The organism is Bifidobacterium sp. WCA-178-WT-4B, from assembly GCF_009696495.1.
GTDB lineage: Bacteria > Actinomycetota > Actinomycetes > Actinomycetales > Bifidobacteriaceae > Bifidobacterium > Bifidobacterium infantis.
On the sequence record NZ_VULV01000014.1, the window covers coordinates 26,004 to 44,049 of the forward strand.

The 18,046-nt window shown below is 57.5% G+C and carries 20 protein-coding genes; 11 read left to right on the plus strand and 9 right to left on the minus strand.

Annotated elements, in window-relative coordinates:
- Window positions 1-152 precede the first annotated feature (152 nt).
- A complete protein-coding gene (locus tag FYJ31_RS09665) occupies window positions 153-1,199 on the minus strand; it encodes a LacI family DNA-binding transcriptional regulator (protein ID WP_154536579.1) in 1,047 nt (348 codons plus the stop codon).
- Between the two features lie 262 nt (window positions 1,200-1,461).
- Here FYJ31_RS09665 and FYJ31_RS13105 point away from each other — a divergent pair, with 262 nt between their 5' ends.
- Window positions 1,462-1,593 carry a hypothetical protein gene (locus FYJ31_RS13105; protein WP_256755803.1) on the plus strand — a complete coding sequence of 44 codons (132 nt, stop codon included), beginning with the start codon at window positions 1,462-1,464 and terminating at the stop codon, window positions 1,591-1,593.
- Between the two features lie 117 nt (window positions 1,594-1,710).
- The gene (locus tag FYJ31_RS13110; RefSeq protein ID WP_014484945.1) at window positions 1,711-1,839 is read left to right on the plus strand and encodes a hypothetical protein; all 129 of its coding nucleotides are present in this window, start codon (window positions 1,711-1,713) and stop codon (window positions 1,837-1,839) included.
- 148 nt (window positions 1,840-1,987) lie between these two features.
- On the opposite strand, the gene FYJ31_RS09670 is transcribed toward FYJ31_RS13110, so the two are convergent.
- The 3 genes from FYJ31_RS09670 to lepA form a co-directional block, all read right to left on the minus strand.
- Entirely contained in the window at window positions 1,988-3,052 is a 1,065-nt protein-coding gene (locus FYJ31_RS09670) for a glycerate kinase family protein (protein ID WP_229774052.1), read from the minus strand.
- A 99-nt stretch (window positions 3,053-3,151) separates the two neighbouring features.
- The gene (gene hemW, locus FYJ31_RS09675; RefSeq protein WP_065472376.1) at window positions 3,152-4,330 is read right to left on the minus strand and encodes a radical SAM family heme chaperone HemW; all 1,179 of its coding nucleotides are present in this window, start codon (window positions 4,328-4,330) and stop codon (window positions 3,152-3,154) included.
- A 63-nt stretch (window positions 4,331-4,393) separates the two neighbouring features.
- Window positions 4,394-6,274 carry a translation elongation factor 4 gene (gene lepA, locus FYJ31_RS09680; protein WP_154536581.1) on the minus strand — a complete coding sequence of 627 codons (1,881 nt, stop codon included), beginning with the start codon at window positions 6,272-6,274 and terminating at the stop codon, window positions 4,394-4,396.
- A 146-nt stretch (window positions 6,275-6,420) separates the two neighbouring features.
- Between lepA and rpsT the strand changes: the two genes are divergently transcribed.
- Window positions 6,421-6,681: a 30S ribosomal protein S20 gene (gene rpsT, locus FYJ31_RS09685; protein ID WP_012577807.1), complete on the plus strand. Its 261-nt coding sequence runs from the start codon at window positions 6,421-6,423 to the stop codon at window positions 6,679-6,681.
- Window positions 6,682-6,892: 211 nt separating this feature from the next.
- Here the strand turns inward: rpsT and FYJ31_RS09690 are convergent, their stop codons facing one another.
- Both FYJ31_RS09690 and FYJ31_RS09695 read right to left on the minus strand, forming a co-directional pair.
- Window positions 6,893-7,663 carry a trimeric intracellular cation channel family protein gene (locus tag FYJ31_RS09690; protein WP_143724705.1) on the minus strand — a complete coding sequence of 257 codons (771 nt, stop codon included), beginning with the start codon at window positions 7,661-7,663 and terminating at the stop codon, window positions 6,893-6,895.
- Window positions 7,664-8,192: 529 nt separating this feature from the next.
- Window positions 8,193-9,092, minus strand: coding sequence for a MazG nucleotide pyrophosphohydrolase domain-containing protein (locus FYJ31_RS09695; protein WP_195839491.1), 900 nt, complete (start codon window positions 9,090-9,092; stop codon window positions 8,193-8,195).
- A 353-nt stretch (window positions 9,093-9,445) separates the two neighbouring features.
- Here FYJ31_RS09695 and FYJ31_RS09700 point away from each other — a divergent pair, with 353 nt between their 5' ends.
- Complete coding sequence (locus FYJ31_RS09700) at window positions 9,446-10,837, plus strand: site-specific integrase (RefSeq protein WP_071477943.1); 1,392 nt, start codon at window positions 9,446-9,448, stop codon at window positions 10,835-10,837.
- 68 nt (window positions 10,838-10,905) lie between these two features.
- Here FYJ31_RS09700 and FYJ31_RS09705 read toward each other — a convergent pair whose 3' ends face one another.
- Both FYJ31_RS09705 and FYJ31_RS09710 read right to left on the minus strand, forming a co-directional pair.
- Complete coding sequence (locus FYJ31_RS09705; protein ID WP_326831204.1) at window positions 10,906-11,697, minus strand: 3'-5' exonuclease; 792 nt, start codon at window positions 11,695-11,697, stop codon at window positions 10,906-10,908.
- A gap of 333 nt (window positions 11,698-12,030) precedes the next feature.
- Window positions 12,031-12,282 carry a hypothetical protein gene (locus FYJ31_RS09710; protein ID WP_071477945.1) on the minus strand — a complete coding sequence of 84 codons (252 nt, stop codon included), beginning with the start codon at window positions 12,280-12,282 and terminating at the stop codon, window positions 12,031-12,033.
- Window positions 12,283-12,426: 144 nt separating this feature from the next.
- Between FYJ31_RS09710 and FYJ31_RS09715 the strand changes: the two genes are divergently transcribed.
- Window positions 12,427-12,741, plus strand: a complete 315-nt coding sequence (locus FYJ31_RS09715; protein ID WP_071477946.1) for a helix-turn-helix domain-containing protein — start codon at window positions 12,427-12,429, stop codon at window positions 12,739-12,741.
- A 115-nt stretch (window positions 12,742-12,856) separates the two neighbouring features.
- Here the strand turns inward: FYJ31_RS09715 and FYJ31_RS09720 are convergent, their stop codons facing one another.
- Entirely contained in the window at window positions 12,857-13,054 is a 198-nt protein-coding gene (locus FYJ31_RS09720; protein WP_015713547.1) for a hypothetical protein, read from the minus strand.
- 78 nt (window positions 13,055-13,132) lie between these two features.
- On the opposite strand from FYJ31_RS09720, the gene FYJ31_RS09725 reads away from it, so the two are divergent.
- From FYJ31_RS09725 to FYJ31_RS09750, 6 genes are all read left to right on the plus strand, one after another.
- Window positions 13,133-13,633: a solute carrier organic anion transporter gene (locus FYJ31_RS09725; protein WP_143081261.1), complete on the plus strand. Its 501-nt coding sequence runs from the start codon at window positions 13,133-13,135 to the stop codon at window positions 13,631-13,633.
- 460 nt (window positions 13,634-14,093) lie between these two features.
- A complete protein-coding gene (locus tag FYJ31_RS09730) occupies window positions 14,094-14,993 on the plus strand; it encodes a prohibitin family protein (protein WP_071477947.1) in 900 nt (299 codons plus the stop codon).
- A gap of 332 nt (window positions 14,994-15,325) precedes the next feature.
- Window positions 15,326-15,604, plus strand: coding sequence for a hypothetical protein (locus FYJ31_RS09735; protein WP_154536584.1), 279 nt, complete (start codon window positions 15,326-15,328; stop codon window positions 15,602-15,604).
- Window positions 15,605-15,750: 146 nt separating this feature from the next.
- Complete coding sequence (locus FYJ31_RS09740; RefSeq protein WP_071477950.1) at window positions 15,751-16,341, plus strand: hypothetical protein; 591 nt, start codon at window positions 15,751-15,753, stop codon at window positions 16,339-16,341.
- The gene (bet, locus tag FYJ31_RS09745; RefSeq protein ID WP_154536585.1) at window positions 16,335-17,294 is read left to right on the plus strand and encodes a phage recombination protein Bet; all 960 of its coding nucleotides are present in this window, start codon (window positions 16,335-16,337) and stop codon (window positions 17,292-17,294) included. Before FYJ31_RS09740 ends, bet begins: the two co-directional genes overlap by 7 nt.
- A complete protein-coding gene (locus FYJ31_RS09750; protein WP_071477952.1) occupies window positions 17,278-18,033 on the plus strand; it encodes a hypothetical protein in 756 nt (251 codons plus the stop codon). The genes bet and FYJ31_RS09750 overlap by 17 nt, the downstream gene beginning before the upstream one ends.
- The last annotated feature ends 13 nt before the right edge of the window (window positions 18,034-18,046 follow it).

An 18,046-nucleotide genomic window follows, 5' to 3' on the forward strand; every position in this document is an offset into this window, starting at 1 on the left:
CACCTCAATTGGTTGTGGACACGTAAGGGAATCGTGTCTCTTCGTTCATTGCTGTTGACACAGTACCGTTGCTCCATGTCATTTACGTTTCGCGTGTCCATATTCCGAATCAGGCGATCCGCGACGATGACGGGCGGGACGTGGTCGGCCCGCTACAGGGCTTCGCCGCCGTCATACGCACGTTCGGAGGCGCGAAGACAGGGTTCGCCCTGCACCACTTCGACCTGCGAGGGCGGCATGCCGTCACCGGTGCGTTTGGCTTGGATCCGCTCGAACAGCATGCGGAAGGATCGCTCCCCCATGTCCAGGAAATTCTGCGTGTAACTGGTCAACGCGGGATTCCACATGGCACCGAAGTTACGGTCGTCGAACCCCACGACGCTCACATCATCGGGCACGCGGCGCCCGACCTCCCTCAGGCCTCGGATCACGGCCACGGCGATCTCATCGTTGTCGGCGAAGATCGCGGTCACCTCGTCGCGTCGTCCCAGGACGCGACCGGCCTTGACCGACTCATCCAGATCATCGTCGGGCACGATGATCGGATCGGGCGCCGCGATGCCACGTTCCTCGAGCGCATCGCGCCAGCCGTTGGTCCTGGTGTTGGCGGTCGGCCCCGCCGGGCGCCCCACGTGGAAGACGGTGCGATGCCCGAGATCCAGCAGGTGCATGGTCATCCAGCGTCCGCCATCCCTTTCGGCGTTGATGATCTGATAATCGCCGTCTCCGAAACTACCGCCCACCACGACCATCGGCATGTCTTTGGGAATGTGTTCGAGCGCGGCGATGCCGGCCCGATCATATTCGTAGACGATCACTCCGGCCGGCCTGATCGACCGGCCCATGCGCACACGCGCCTCGACGGATTCCATGTCGGATTCATCCAGGGAAACGATGTTCAGCAGGAACCGGCGCCTTCGCGCGGCGGCCTCCACGCCATGATTCGTTTCGGATGTGGAGAAAGCGGACGGGTTGGCGGCGAACACCACCACGGAATCCATCTCCCGGTTCGATAAGGCACGCGCCACGATGTTCGGCTCATAGCCCAACTGGCTGATGGCTTTGGCGATGCGTTCGCACTTGTCCTCGGCGACGTTGACGGTGCCGTTGAGATACCGGGAGACGGTCGGTGCCGAAACCCCGGCCAACCTGGCCACATCCTTGATCACCGGTCTGGTGCGGCCCGTGCTTTTCGCCATCCTCATCTCTCCCGCCATAGCCGCCGGACATGGACGCCGTCATGCACCCGCGTCCCGGTCACGAATCCTTGGTTTTCCGCGTCTCATTGTAGGCCATGGCGCGGAGGGCGACGTATGGGCCGGATGCGCCAACGAGCGGGAAACGCCGAGGGCGGAATTTCGCTCTTGCGTTTGTCATCGAACCGCGCTATTCTGAAACCGGTTTCAAAAGGAAGCCAGTATATAACTCAAAGCCACAAGGCTTTGACCAACGAAAGGAAACATGATGTCTTTCAAGGATTCCATGATGCGCGGTCTCGCTATGTACGGCATGAGCTCCACGACCCAGTACGGCCGCGCCAACGACACCATCCTCGCCGACCTGATCAACGAAGCCAACAAGAGCGCTCGCTGAATCGACGGGACGCACGCCTGACGACGGATGTCGCATCAGGACCCGAACGTCATCGACAGCAAGGAAACAACAGGAGCAAGGCCGTTTTCGGCTCTGCATGAACGAAAGGCAGTGACTATGTCCTTCAAGAATTCCATGGTGCGCGGTCTCGCCCTCTGCGGCATGAACTCCGTCGCCCGCGCCGGATACGCCGACAGCAAGATGTTCTCCGACATCATCGCCGGCACCGATAAGGACGCCCGCTGAACCGCCGCGGACGATTCCCGTTCAGACAACCGATAATTCAACACAGTGATAATCAAACACAGTGATAACTGAATGACAATCGGACAACGAAGTCCACTTCTCTCTCGCCCCCATGCCATGTGTCCGGGTAGGCGGCTTGACGAAACGTTCATTTCATCCGCATGACCCGCACGATCTGCTCGGTGGTGCGCGTCACATTGGCGGCCGCATCGGCCAGCAGGTCGTTGAGGCTCGAAGCGCCGGGCGCGATGCCGAAAACCGCGTCGATGCCGAGTCCATGTAACCCGTCGATTCCCACACCAACACATCCGGCCACGGCGACAACGGGCTTGCCATACCGTTTGGCCACTCCGGCCACACCGGCAGGAGCTTTGCCGAATCCGGTCTGAGCATCGATGGCGCCTTCCCCGGTGAACACCACGTCAGCCCATCGCACGGCCTCGTCAAGACCGGATTGCTCGATGACGATATCGACGCCCGATCGAAACTCGGCGCCAAAGAAACCCTTCAACGCGGCACCGATGCCGCCCGCGGCACCAGCGCCGGGCACATCGCTCACGTCCACGCCGAAACGGCTTTCGATCAGACGCGCGAAATGCGCCAAGGCGGCGTCCAACGTGACGACATCATCGGCACCGGCCCCCTTCTGCGGTCCGAACACCGCGCTGGCGCCAGTGGGACCGGTCAACGGATTGGTTACATCGCAGGCGGCGATGATGGACACGTTCCCAATGGCCGGATCCATCGTTGTGATGTCGATGACGGATACATCGGCCAAGGCCGCTCCCCCACGTCCCAGCTCGTCGCCGTTCGCGTCCAGGAGACGCACGCCGAGGGATTGCAGGAGGCCGGCGCCGGCGTCATTGGTGGCGCTGCCACCGAGACCGACGATGATTCGTCGAACGCCAAGACGGGCGGCGGCGAGCAACAGTTCGCCGGTACCATAGGATGACGCGATCAGCGGGTTTCGTTCCTCCGCGTTGAGTCTGGCGAGACCGCTGGCCTCGGCGGTCTCGACCACGGCGGTCGCGCCATCGGCAAGCACTCCGAACCGGCCTTCGATAAGTCGACCGAGCGGATCATGAACCGGAACGGCATGCATCGTCCCCCCGGTGGCGTCGACGAGCGCATGCACGGTCCCTTCACCGCCGTCGGCCATGGGAAGACAGCGAATCTCGGCATCGCGATCGGCATTCTCAATCCCCCGAGCCATCGCCTCGGCCGCCTGCATGGCGGTCAAGCTCTCTTTGAAGGAGTCGGGGGCGCATAGGTAGCGCGTCATGATTCGAGCATACTCCACGACGCTCCGTTCCTAGATACCGGCGAGATCGAAGAACCGTTCGATGACCGTGTCATTGATGAGCCTGCCGCGCCGCGTGGGCACCACCCGGCGTCCATCGACCACGGTGACCAGGCCCTCTTCGATCATCGGCGTAAGCCGATCCACGGCAATGACGCGATCGATGCGCTCCAGATCGAGCCCTTCACGCATACGCAGACCAAGCATGATCAGTTCCTCGAGGTTCTCCTCGGCGGTGATCCGCTCACTATCGGCCCACGGCACACGGTGTTCGTTGATGGCGACTCCCCAGAGACGGGGGTGGGCGATGTCCCAACTGCGCAGGCCGTACCCATTGGAAGACACCGCATGGCAACGGTAATGGGAATGGGCGCCGGGACCCAGCCCCGCCCAATCGACGTTGCGCCAATACCCGAGATTATGCCGGCTCTCGTATCCGGGGCGGGCCCAGTTGGAAATCTCATACCAATCGAGACCGGCTTGGGTGAACAGCTCGTCGGCGAGCTCGTATTTGGCGGCCTCATCATCGTCATCCGGCTTGGGCAAGGTGCCGGCGGCGATCCGACGGCCCATTTTCGTGGTGGGTTCCACGGTCAGCGCATAAGCGGAGATATGATGCACACCGAGATCGAGAGCGGCCTCAACCGAAGTGCGCCAATCCTCAAGGCTCTCCCCCGGCGCGCCGTAGATCAGATCCACGCTGGAACGCAGTCCGGCCATGGTGGCGGCGTCAACGCCGGCGGCCACGTTGGACGGCGTGTGCGTGCGGTCGAGCGTCGCCAGCACGTGCGGCACGGCTGACTGCATGCCGAAGGATATGCGGGTGAAACCGCCGTCGGCAAGCTCGGCTATGTAAGCCTCATCGACCGTATCCGGGTTGGCTTCGGTGGTGATCTCGGCGTCGGGCGTCAGACCCCAGATCCCGCGGATGGCATCCACCATGGCCACCAGATCGGCGGCGGCGAGAACCGTGGGAGTGCCTCCGCCAAAGAACACGGTGGAGGCGGCAGGCTCCTCGATGCCGTGATCGCACTGCCATTGCCTGATCAGAGCCATCTCCCGGATGACCATCTGGGCGTAATGACCGCGCGAGGCGCCCGCACCGAGGTCCGTGGCCGTATAGGTGTTGAAATCGCAGTAGCCGCACCGCCGCAGACAGAACGGCACATGAATGTAGATCTCGTAGGTCAACCGTTACTCCCCTCAGCCATCCGTGCCGAAGACTCCCCGGCGAGGCGAGCCTCCGGCACCCGCTCAGCCTTCCGTCTTCTGCGCGGCGCGGATCTTGTCTTTGGTGTCGCGGTCGTTGGAATCCTCGCCGGTGGACAGGGCGGCGATGAACGCCTCCTGCGGCACCTCTACATGGCCGAGCATCTTCATACGCTTCTTGCCAGCCTTCTGCTTTTCGAGCAACTTGCGCTTACGGGTGATGTCGCCGCCATAGCATTTGGCGAGCACGTCCTTGCGTAACGCACGAATGTTCTCACGCGCGATGATGCGCGAACCAATCGCAGCCTGAATCGGAATCTCAAACTGCTGGCGAGGAATCAGACTACGCAATTTCTTGGTCATCATCACACCATACGAATACGCCTTATCGCGGTGAACGATGGCACTGAACGCATCGACCTTCTCGCCCTGAATAAGGATGTCCACCTTGACCAAATCGGCGGACTGCTCGCCGTCCTCGTGGTAATCAAGGGAGGCGTAGCCCTTGGTACGGGACTTGAGCTGATCGAAGAAGTCGAACACGATTTCGGCCAGTGGAATGCGGTAGTGCATCTCCACACGGTCGGTGGAGATGTACTCCATCGTGCCCATAATGCCGCGGTGGTCCTGGCACAGATCCATCACCGCACCGATGAATTCCTTGGGCGTGATGATGTCGGCGGCAACCATCGGCTCGACGATCTTCTTGATCTTGCCGTCCGGGAATTCGCTCGGGTTGGTCACATGATGCTGGCTGCCATCCTCGGCGGTCACGTCGTAGGTGACGTTCGGGGCGGTCTGGATAAGGTCGAGGCCGAACTCGCGGGAGAGTCGCTCGTTGACGATTTCCATGTGCAGCAGACCCAGGAAGCCACAGCGGAAGCCGAAACCCAGAGCCACGGAGGTTTCCGGCGTGTAGATCAGGGCGGCGCCGTTGAGCTTGAGTTTGTCGAGTGCATCACGCAGTTCGGGGAATTGCGCGTTGTCGATCGGGAACAAACCGGCGTAGACCATCGGCTTGGGGTCGCGGTAGCCAGGCAGCGGCTCGGTGGCCGGGCGGACGGCCGAGGTCAGGGTGTCGCCCACCTTGGACTGACTCACATCTTTCGCACCGGTGATGATGTAGCCGACCTCGCCGGCACCGAGTGCCTTGGTGCGGGTCATGTCCGGACTGATCACACCGATCTCGATGGGATCATGGGTCATGCCGATACCCATCATGTGCACTTTTTCGCGGTCGTGCAGTTCGCCGTCCTCCATACGGATGTAGGTGACGATGCCGCGGTAGGAGTCGTAGACAGAGTCGAAGATCAGCGCGCGGGCGGGGGCATCGGGGTCGCCGTGCGGGGCGGGCACGTCCATGACGATCTGGTCGAGCAGGTCGGCCACGCCTTCGCCGGTTTTGCCGGAGACGCGCAGCACGTCGCTCGGCTCGCAGCCGATCAGACCTGCGATCTCCTCGGCATGCTTGTCCGGTTCTGCGGACGGCAGGTCGATTTTGTTGAGCACGGGAATGATGGCCAGATCATGGTCGATGGCCATGTACAGGTTAGACAGGGTCTGCGCTTCGATGCCCTGGGTAGCGTCGACGAGCAGCACCGCGCCTTCGCAGGCGGCCAGTGCGCGGGACACCTCATAGGTGAAGTCCACGTGGCCGGGGGTGTCGATCATACCGAGCGTGTATTCGGTACCGTCAAAGGTCCATGGCACGCGCACGGCCTGGGATTTGATGGTGATGCCACGCTCCTGCTCGATATCCATACGGTCAAGGAAGCGATCGCGCATCTCTCGCTCGGGCACAATGCCGCTCAACTGCAGGATGCGGTCGGCCACGGTCGACTTGCCGTGGTCGATGTGTGCGATGATACAGAAGTTGCGAATCACCGACTGATCAGTGGAACCCGGCTGATTGTGTTGGATGACCAACGCATTCCTCCTCTTGGCATATACTCAAACTTCACCTAGTGTAGCCGAGGGACTGTATTCGGCGTGGCATTGCGCGGGTTTTTCCGGGGCTCATGCTATCCTTTAACTCTTGTATGTCCTTATAACACACATTGTTTGGAGTAAACGTGGCAAACATTAAGTCGCAGAAGAAGCGCGTGCTCACCAATGAGAAGGCGCACCTTCGCAACGTGGCTGTGAAGTCCGGCCTGAAGACCGCCATCCGCGCCACCCGCGAAGCCATCGCCGCCGGTGACAAGGCTGCCGCCGAGGCCGCCTACAAGGTTGCCGCCCAGAAGCTCGACAAGGCTGCTGGCGCTGGCGTAATCCACAGGAATCAGGCCGCCAACCGCAAGTCTGGCCTCGCTGTTGCGATCAACGCTCTGTGAGCATAAGCCTCTTAAGGTTTTAGCAAGTCCCCGCAAGTCATCTGGCTTGCGGGGACTTTTTATATCTCCGTTCAAAGAGGTACATTGGCGGTCTTGCGAAATGACATCTCCGTTCAGAGAGGTACCGGATACGGGAAAACCCAATTATAAACGCCGTCATTGCAACGCTTATACTCGATGTTTCGTGCTTCAGGTACCTCTTTGAAAGCAACTAGCCCTGAGGCGGTCTTGAATCATCCTGAGGCGTACCCCCATCATCCATGGTATTAGCGTGGTCTCGGCCAGCTGATTGCTGAATATGCCGTTTTTCGCTAGGCAGATACACACGATGACGTTCGACGGCTCCGGGCAGAGTGACGTTGAAGCCTACCGAAAACAGTCGCAGCGCCACCACGATGATAACGATCAGTACATCGAGCAGCATTTCCGAGCGCATGTCGAACCAGCCGTATCTCGCGCCACGCCATACCAACACAGTCAATATGCAGCCGATAAACGAGGGCACAGCATAGAGGTGTTTGTCCCGAATAATCATTGGCACGTCGCCAATGAAGATGTCACGAATGAGGCCGCCGGCCAGTGCTGTGAACATGCCCAGGAATACGGCGGTCATGCTTGAGGAACCGTATGCCAGCGCTTTTGCGGTGCCATTGACTGCGAATAGTCCGAGGCCCAGAGCATCGATGACAGTCATCGTCCATTTGAGTTTGGTAATCTCCGGGTGGGCCACCACCACGATAATGCCGGAGAACAGCGTAGTGAGCACAAGGCCTTTGTCGGTGATGCCGACCGGCGGCAGGGCACCGAGCATTACGTCGCGCACAAGACCGCCGCCGAGTGCAGTCAGCCAGCCGCACAGCATAATGGTGAAGATGTCATAGCCCTTGCGAATGGCGGCAAGTCCGCCGGACAGTCCCCAACACAAAATAGCGAAGTACTCGATGACCACAAAAACGATGTTGTTCTCCAACGCCACCTGCATGAGCCGCTCCCCTCTTGTGCCGCTTCGGTTCGTTTCAGTCCGTCTTCGTTCTGTTCCCATTCATCCTTATCCGGCGCTACCGCCCGCCGTACCCGAGCTTACAACAGGCCTTGCCTGACGCAATTGGACTAGAGAACAAACCGAATAAATGCTATTGCCGGTTCGACTCCACTCTTTTTCTCTTACAGCGTCGCCAGCGCGCCAAACTTTGAGCAGCCACCGACGTTAGTCCTTCTCATTTGTCGGAGGTCGGCCAAAGTTTGGCACGGCACCAACGATCATGCGCTCCAGTATCGTTGCCGTGCCAACTTATGTACAGCTAACGACGCTAAGCCCCTTTTTATCGTCGTTTGATCGCCAGAACTTGACCCGTTAACGACGCTAAGGTGTCTCAGCGACGTCAGCAGTCCAAACCTTGAACCATTACTGACATTGAACATCCCCCAGCGTCGCCAGAAGCTCATGTCTTGTCTCACCACCGACGCTATAGCAATGGAGGCCTTCATCAAGAGCCCAAAAATAGATTCACTCATCGCATCCGAATGTAGTTTTCAATGGATTCAACGCGTGATTCAGCATCGCGTAGACAGTTGCACAATGCTGCTTCAATATCGATACCGTCCGAGCGGGCTCGACGCACGATGGCGAGGATTTCATCGGCGTAGGCATCGGCCTTCTCATGTTCAGGAGAATTGTCACCGTTTGATTCGGATTGAATCGCCGCTTGAGGCTGCTCGTCATCTTGCTTCGTGTCAGCCGCAGCCGGCTTATCAAACGCCGCGAACAATCTATCAGCATTCGGCGATTTGGAGATACGAGAAACGACTTTGGCCGCGCGAGGCGACGCACCTTGAGCGCGGGAAATGCCCTCAAGCACGGATTTACGATGCTTTTCCTGCTGTTTCATCTTTTCCCATAGAGCCACTACGGCTTCCGGGGATTCGGGTTGGGTAGTCTCTCCACCGTCGTTGCCGTCAGCATCAAAAGCATCAGAAGATTCGGAGGAATTGCCGGCATCATCAGCCGCAAACACATGCGGATGCCGAGTGATGAGCTTGTTCACCAACCGGCCGGCGACCTCGTCAATACCAAAAGGATCCTCGGCATCCGATTCGCAGACCCGCGCCTGAAACACGGATTGCAACAGCACATCGCCCAGTTCCTCGCGCATGTTGTCACGGTCGTGAGTTTCCACCGCGTCGACGTATTCGTAGGTTTCCTCAAGCAGATTCTTGAGCAGTGGCTCGTTCGTCTGCTTACCGTCCCACGGGCAGCCGCCCGGCGAATACAGCACGTCCACCACGGCCTTGACCCGGTCCAGCGCCGTAACCGCCTCAACCATCGGCTTTAATTTCGAACAATGCTCGAAGCCTGACGGCAAACGGTAGGCTGAAGCATGGTATTCCGTCATGTCACTCATCTTGCTCATAGGTTTGCTCCTGTTCTCATCTGGATGAACCATAACCAACGCCCGCAACGTGTAGAAGACCTAGATCATATTATTTGTTGCGAAATGTTGCTAAATCCATCTGCATCTCTCTAGCCAAGAACATTTTCAATACGCCAAGACCCCTTGGAATTGTTGACGTTCCAAGGGGTCTTAGTCAGAAACAAAAGGTGCTAGTTCAGCACACCTTCCACATCCAGTAACGTATAATGAAATCAACGGCCCCCACGGAAAGAACGGCGGAATTCCAACGATTTGATACGATTGGTATACCATTGGAATACCATTCGCCACGGATTGTTTGTTGGAGAATGTTGGAGAATGAAGGATGCTGAATGCCTAGGATAAGGAAAACCGGAGCGGTCTACCCCATCCGCCACGAGCAGCGGAAAACACTCAAGGACGGCACGGTAAAGACATACGTGAACTGGCAGGCCAAGGTGGACGGCCGATGGGTGTCCGCCAAGACCTACAAGGAATGCGACAGGAAAATAGCCGAAGCCCTCAAGGAGAAAACCGAATGGGGCATGGGCGTAGACCGCGCCACCCGGCTCGGCGAGTACGCGGAACGATGGTTCGAGCTGAAACGACGCGACCTGAAACCCAAGTCCATCAACAACTACGCGAGCCTCATAAGCGTGCACCTGTGCAAGTACGCGAACGAGAAGCTGGGCGAAGTGACCGCCTCGGCGGTGCAGCGCATGATAGCCAACATGCGCAACCTCGACGGCACCCCATGCTCGTACAACCGGCAGCTTGGCTTCTACAACATCCTTAACCAGATATTCAAGGCGGCGGTGGCCGACCGGCTGATACCCACCAGTCCGGTCACCAGCGCGGCAAGGCCGAAACGCAGGGACACGGGATTGGCCGGGGACCGGCGCACCATCAACGGGCCCGTGGCCGTGTCGGCGGACAGGCGCAGCGGCACGCAGGACCGCAAGGCGTTCACCGTGGAGCAGATGCAGGACATGCTCGAAGCGTCCTCCGACGACCTGTTTCTGGGGGCACGCCAATGGTGGCGTCTGCTCACCGGCATGAGGCAGGGGGAGATACTGGGAGCCACGTTGGACGATCTCGACCTGTGGCGGGACAAGACGTTGGAAACCCCGGACAGCGGCGAGATATGGATAGGCACCTACACGGTGAACTGGAAACTGGAAAGCCTCGACAAGGAGCATGGGTGTGGGGAGCCCGGCAGGGACGGAAGATACCCGTGCGGCTTCAAACGGCCTTCGAGCTGCCCCCGATACCGGTGGAGGGTGCCGGACGGATACGACATGATACACCTGTGCAAGGGGTACGCTTTGACGCCGCCGAAGTCCGCGAGAGGCAAGGTCGTGCCGATAATCCCCCAGTTGGGCACCGTCGTGCACCGGTATCTGGAGGCCACGGAGAATATCATCCCGAACCCGTACAACCTGATATTCAGGACGCGCGAGGGTATGCCGTTGGCCGCGTTGGATGACAGGGCCGGTTTCCGCGACCTCATGCGCAGGGCGGGCATCCCCGACTACGAGAACCGGTACGGGCATGAATGCCGCAATTCCGTCGTATCGCTCCTGTTCCACATGAAGGTTGATCCCGGCATCATCCAACGCATCGTCGGCCATTCGAGCATAGCCATGAGCGAGCATTACCGCACCGTGCCGGTGGAGGATTTGATGCGCGGCATGGAGACGATAGGCGACGGGCTCGATTTGAAGCAGATCGAATGGAAAGCGTGAGCATATTCCCGGCTTCAGAAAAATGGTCCCGTCCCTTAGTACAGGAGGACGGGACCATTCACTTTCGGCTAACTATAAATAGAATAATGCGTAGAAATAGGTCGGAAGTTCTTAATAACTGAGGCAAGGTCTTTGGCTTGTTTTAATGCCTCGGCTTTGCACTGGGTGCCGCACATGCCGCTTTTACGTGCGGTATATGAGGCATCGTCTCCTATCTCTTTTCCGCACCGTACGCAGGCATCGCCCTTCTTAACGGTCGGGTGCATCCCTTCCAGCCATTTATTGGGCGTATCTCTTTCATGCGATTTCGCGTATGAAACCAGATCGTCGGGGAATCGTCCGCTCACATTGTATTTGGCGTCATTCCACGCATACTCCAGCGCTTCAAAATCATCGGCATGGGCGGATTGCGCGAGTTTGAGCAGTATTTGCCCAGCTCCATTCGCATCGTCAACCGCCTGATGATAGGAGCCCATGTCGATGCCGAAATGTTTGCATATCGTCTTGTACCTGTGATTCGGCAGGTTCGGCAATAGTTCTTTCGCTAAAGCCCAGGTGTCAATCCAACCGTTCTCCAGCATCGGCATACGGTACAAAATGCAATCCTCACGCATCATCTTCGCATCGGCGTTAGCCGCTCGATGCGCGACAAGCGGGAGGTCTTCTACGAAATATGATTCAAACCGTCCCAGTACTTCCGGCCATTCTGGCGCTTCGAGAATGTCGCTCTTCGTTATATGGTGGAGCTCCGTATGCTTTTCATATTCGAAGAGATTGAGTCGTTCATGTGGTTTGACAAGACTCGCGAACGAATCCACTGGTTCTCCGTCTCTAAATTTGACCGCGCCGATCTGGCATATTTAGGCTGGATTGTTGTTCGCCGTTTCGAAATCTAGAGCTACAAAATCCAATGACATGGGCAACCCCCCTGTTTTTCGTGTACAAGAAGAGTCTACGCTCGCGACCGTATAGATGAATCGGCATATTCAATTGCGGTTATCCAATATCTGGTGCACAATCAGAATCATGCAATCAAACAAATGTTCTATCGGATTGACGGAACCGCCGTCTGAGATGAACCTTGCTCGAATCAACGGGAACGAAAAAGAGGTCCGCCCATCCCGCGAAGAACCGGCGAACCTCTCAGCATTGCCACACCACCAGAAGGAGGCGCGACATGAGCTAGTCTAACACTATTCGACTCGCCTGCGGCCTACCGAAGCGGCTATGAGGGCAAGGGAATCAGGAAGTCCGACCATCGGCGCGATGATATCCAGCTCGGAAATCAGGAATGACTTTTTTCCCGTCAGCCGATCGCTGACATAGGACTGGGCCTTTCTGCCTATCGCTTTTGCGATATCCATCTGAGTGAGATGCTTGTCCTTCATTCTCGCGTCAAGGTATGCACCTATTGCGATATCTGTGTTTGAGATTTTTGCGTTCATAACAAACAGTATATCTCATATAACATATCTTGTCGGGCGTGTCGTTATTTGACATATCTTAAATAAGATATATAGTTGTAACCAGCAAATCGGAATACGGTACAAACACATTGTTAAATATCGTATATAAGATACGGAGACTTCATGGACACCAACGCATTCATCTCGCAGGCAATATCGGTACGCCTTCTGCGAATCAAGAAGAAGCAGTATCAGCTCGCGTCCGAACTGAATATCGACCAGACAGTGCTTAGTCATTACATGACCGGCAAAAGCTCTTGGAACGCCAAGGTAATGGACCGCATTGCCCCTCTCCTCGGTTGGGGCTCTGCTGTTGACATCGCGATTGCCGCAGAAGAGGAACGACAGATTATGCGGTCGATTCCCCCTTCTGAGTCTCCCAAGCCAGAAGCTGAGCAGCGTCTTTCTGAGTCTCCTGTATTGGAGGTAACAGCATGAGTACAGAAAACATGGAAGCCCCTGAGATTTACAGCGGAAAGGTAGGAGTGGAGATCGTACCGGATATGCGCAAGCTCAGGAGCTTCGCCAAGGACTTCATCGCCCTCGTGGACAGTTACTGGCCGGAGGAAACAGGTAGTCCCTTGGCCACGCAATCCAGGCAGACCGGCAACTGTGATTCGCCTACACCGGACATGTCCTCGACTTCGGCACCACAGTAATAGCAGCGATTGCCGTTCTGCTCCTTCACAGCACGAACGGCCATCTGTTTCAACCGGTCATCGAAGTCCTTATTGAACTTGACGAAAGCCATATTCACCTCCTCTCAATGAATCGAGACATTATGAACACTTCGAATCGTAGTCTGACCATCACGGAAACCGAGTAACCCATGTTTGGTTTCAACAAACGTTCCGAAGAGCCGGAAAACCTGTATGAAGAGCCACCCGTACCGGAGATCAAGCCATGCCCCATCTGCGGCAAGACCCCATCGGTCTACTGCGCCGGATGCTCAATGCTCGGAAGCGGTGCCAGCACCAGGTTCTGGAATTGCCGGTGCATCGACTGCGATTATCCCAAGCGTCCTTCCGGATTGAGCGTCAATTACTGTAATAAGGCCGACGCTGCCGACCATTGGAATGAGTTGGCGGACCGGTCTGAGAAAACACTGGACGCACCTCTTCCCGAATGCCCCATCTGCAATAAGCGTCCGACGCTTGTAGAGATCGTCGGCAAAGGAATGGTCTACGACTGCGGATGCGATTGCGTGAGTATTTCAAGCCCCTCCCTCAACCCGATAGAAGTCAAGAAAGACTGGCTGAGAGAAGCCGCCCGCAGAGCGGACTACCTGAGAAGGCTTCGCTCCTGCACGGATGTGCTGTCAAGAAATTAACAAGTCTTGCCGCAGTGGGTCGTTTTTTATCCACCTATCGACTACAGGCAAATAAATACCATACTGCGATCTGCTGCGGCAACCATCGGCCGGAACCCTTCGGGGTGTCTGGACACGCACCATCGCCGCCACACCATAGGACTCGTCATCCATCTCTCAGAAACCAGAAACACGGTGGCGGCAAGGACGTTCTCGGTTCGAATCCGAGTCCGGCCACGCGGAAAGGACATGTCATGAACAGGAAAACGTATGGGGCTCACTGCTCCGGCTGGCAGCATTCACCTGATGAACGCCGGCACCGGCATGAGAACACGAAGACAATCACTTGTCTGACGTTGGCGGCGACCGGGTTCCTGATTCTCTCACTGCAACCCTATGCGGGCCCGTGGAGCATTCTCGCAGGCTTCATGTGCTGTTCGCCCGTCATGCTCTCGTTCGCATTGTCGAAAGGAACACAAAAATGATCTGGTTCATACTCGCCGTAACACTCCTGCTCATCGGAGTCGGCATGATAGCCGTCGCACTCGCCAACGGTGGCGACGGAGCCGGTTTCGGCTTCATTCCCATCATCGTCGCCGCACTGTTGATGATTCCGGCATGCCTATACTCGCTGGACGTAGGCGAGGTGGCCGTCATCCGCAACATGGGCGGCTCCGTCGCCGGTCATGCGGAGAACGCGGGCTTCCATGCGAAGGCGCCGTGGCAGTCGGTCATCAAATACGATACGCGCAACAACCTCATCAACTTCTTCAAGGACACCGACTACAAGTACGACGGCGGCAGCGCGGAAGGCAAGGAGATCACGGTCAACGACCGTAGCGGTGCCAGCGCGAACATCGACATTCAGGTCAACTATTCGCTCGAACCGTCCGCCGCCGAAATGCTCTACTCGGAATACGGCAAGCAGACCACGTTCACGCAGAACTACATCGGCAACGACCTGCGCAGCGTGGCCCGTGAAACCTCCGGCAAGTTCGACACGATCACGATGCTCACCGACCGTGGCAAGTACACGAAGGCCGTGCAGGACGCGCTCACCTCGAAATGGAAGAGCATCGGCCTGACCGTCGAACAGGTGTCCGTGCAAGACATCCGCTACCCGAAGTCCATTACCGACAGCTACGCGCAAGCCCAAGCCGCCGAGGTCGCCAAGCAGAAGGCGAAGAACGAGCAGGAGACCGCGAAGGTCGAGGCCGAGACGAAGCGCATCAAGGCGCAGGGCGAGGCCGACGCGAACAAGGTGCTGAACGATTCCCTGACCGACAACGTGCTCCGGCAGCATTACATCGACGCTTTGAAGAACGCCGACCAGCTGATCGTCACACCCGAGGGCTCCAACACCCTCATCCAACCCAAATGATTCTTCCGGGCGGGGTTCTTTATTCCTTTACTTCCTCGTCCGGTGGCAGCCAAGCGCATGGTGCCGCACCTACGAAGCCTTCCAATGGTCATGGACTTCTCCAAGGTGCACCGGGTTCGACTCCCGGCTTGGCGCTCAGAAAATTTAACCCCTTCGCGTCCTACGCCGGAAAAACCAATACAAGGGTTTTCGGACGTGTCAGCTCCGACGCAGAAGGACAACAACCAACCATCCCAGTGGAGGGACAACATCATGGCAATATCACCGTTCGACCAAATGAGTCTGCTCATGGAGAAAACGTGGGCTCAGATTCAATCGGAGGACGCGGACTGATGGCATCTGATTCCAACTCTATCGCCAGAGCCATCCGTTATCTCGGTGATTGCGTCCGTTATCTCGCGGACAAGTATGTGGCAGTGAACGATCGCGTGTACTCGGATTGGAACGAGGCGTCGAAGGTCGTCGGGGATGTTGGCCGTGACCATGTGGCCGATTATGCGGAGGCGTCACACAAGCAGGGCAAGTCGCGTACTTGGCGTCACAGTCACCTGATGGAACGAGAGGAACAATTGTCCATGCAGTCGAGGGGTTCTCATGTTGACCCCGAATGATGTCCGCGCAGAAAGTTCCGCACGTATCGTTCCCTGCTTCACGGCGAGGTCTACGACGTGGAGGATGTTGACGATTTTCTGGACGCGGTGGCGGGCACCATTCGTGTCCTGGGTATTGAAGCACGCAAAAGAAGAAAGGAAGAATAATGGCCAAGCTCACCCCTTTTATCTCGGATGATTTCGACGCGAGTGAACTGCGTCCCGATCAGGTCAAGACCCTGCTGGCGCAGACGGACGCGCTTATCGCCGGCTTCACGGAGATAGGAAAACGACTGCGCTCCCAGATCGAGGATGACATGGACGTGAACAACCGTTCCGATTCCATCAACATCAACGGCCTGCATGTCGCGGACATCACCCTGCGCGTGGGAGGCAAGGGCAAAAGCAAGTGCGTTGACCAGCAAGCGTATGTGGATTGGCTTCTTGCGAACGGCAAGGAGGATATGACCGAAATGGTCACGATTCCGGTGAAGGCGGCTCTGGAACCTTCGTATATCGACAATCTGAAGTCTTTGGAGTTCGCGGACGAACAGTCGGGCGAGGTGACGAAACCGGCTGGCGAGTATCCGGCTGGCTGTGAGCTGGGCAGAGGCAGTTCGGGCGGTATCAGCGTCTCCTACGTGAAGGACGTGTACCGGGACTTGCTGGCCACGTTGCAGCCTTCGAACGTGATGGGCTTGCTTACCACGGGCCATGTCGAAGAAGATTCAACGGAAGAGAGTGAACCAGAATGGTGAACGATCTTACCGTAACCAAGGAGCAGGAATGGTGGTCGAACACGCAGCTTGCCGCCTTGCAGCACATGGGTGTCCAGGATGCGCCGAATGCGGACCTTGCTGTGTTCCTTCACCAGTGCAAGCGTACCGGTCTTGACCCGTTCAGCCGTCAGGTCTACATGATCGGACGCAAGAACAAGGTCAAGCAGTGGCAGAACGGCCAGCAGGTCGATGTGTGGGAAACGAAGTGGACGATTCAGACCGCCATCGACGGTTTCCGCCTCATTGCCCGTCGAGCCGCCGACCATAACCGTGAGAAGTTCGCGGAACCGGAGACCCTGTGGTGCGGGGAGGATGGCGTCTGGCATGACGTATGGCTGGGCGCAGGCCATCCCTCCGCCGCGAAAGTGGTCGTGGAACGCGGCGATGGGGTGTTCACCGCAGTCGCGTTGTTCAACGAATACTGCGGCACCCGATACGACAAGACGCTTCGCAAGCAGGTGCCGAACAGCATGTGGGCTTCCAAGCCCGCCGTCATGCTCGCCAAATGCGCCGAGGCTCTGGCTTTGCGCAAGGCTTTTCCCCAAGACCTGTCGGGCCTGTACATGGCTGACGAGATGGATGCCGTCGAAGAGGTTCAGGCGACCGTCGTAGAGGAACCCCAGGAGAAGAAACCGGAATGGACGGCTCCCAGCGAAGGCGTGCTCATGGCTTCCGAAACCGATTTGAACAAGCTGCACGAGACGAAGAATCAGTGGCTTGCAGTATTCGCTTCGGCTTCCGAACGGGACTTCAACAACGAGATGCGTCGAATCGTGGGACGCCGCGACGTGAACGGGAATAACATCACGCTCACGGAATGCGAGACCGCGACACAGGCGCTCCAAGCGCAGATCATAAAACAACGGACTCAGACGGACGACGGCCAGAAGGCCGAGACACAGAAGGAGGCTCCAAATGAGCAAGCAGATTGATTTGAAGGACGCGAAGGAAGGCATGTGGGTCGAGTTCGACAGCATCGAACACGACGAGCCCAATGGCCGTGTGCCGGAAGGCCATTTCGCCGGAAATCTATTGGATATAAGCAAATTGACCGATATGACTTTTCTCAGCTACCTGATTCAAGACTACCGGGCGTTCGGCGTGCTGGGGAGCGTGGTGTGCCCTGATACCGATGACACCGTGTTCACCTTGTTCTGGGTATGCGATGGCGAGGTCAAGCCGCAAGAATATGTGAGGAATATCCGCCTCTACGAGTCGAAGCCCGAAGCCGCAACGGAAGATGATGGCGAGCGTATCACCGACATCACGAAGGTCATGGTGAAGGACACGGTGGTGCTGAAGTCCGGCAACAGATACACGGCGGTCGATGTACGTCCCTACTGCGAGAACGGCCAGACCCTGTACCTGCGTGCCGAGGAGTTCGGCGCTTTGGACGGCTGGTGGGCGTATGACGAAGACTTCCAGTATGCGGTTCACGGGACCTTCGACAAGTTTGGATGGCCGTTGAGGACCGGCTTCTACAAGGATAACGCGAAACAGGTATGGCATTTCGACGCCAAGCAGAACAACCTCATGCGCGTGTTCACCGATGACGGTTCTCCGGCCCAGTCCACCCAGTCGCCCGTATACGGTTACGGACGGTTCAAACGTCTCGCCGACGAACAGAATCTATGGCCGTTGGCGGAGACGAGTCTGGTGGAGGCCTCGTGAAGTTCACCCCGAG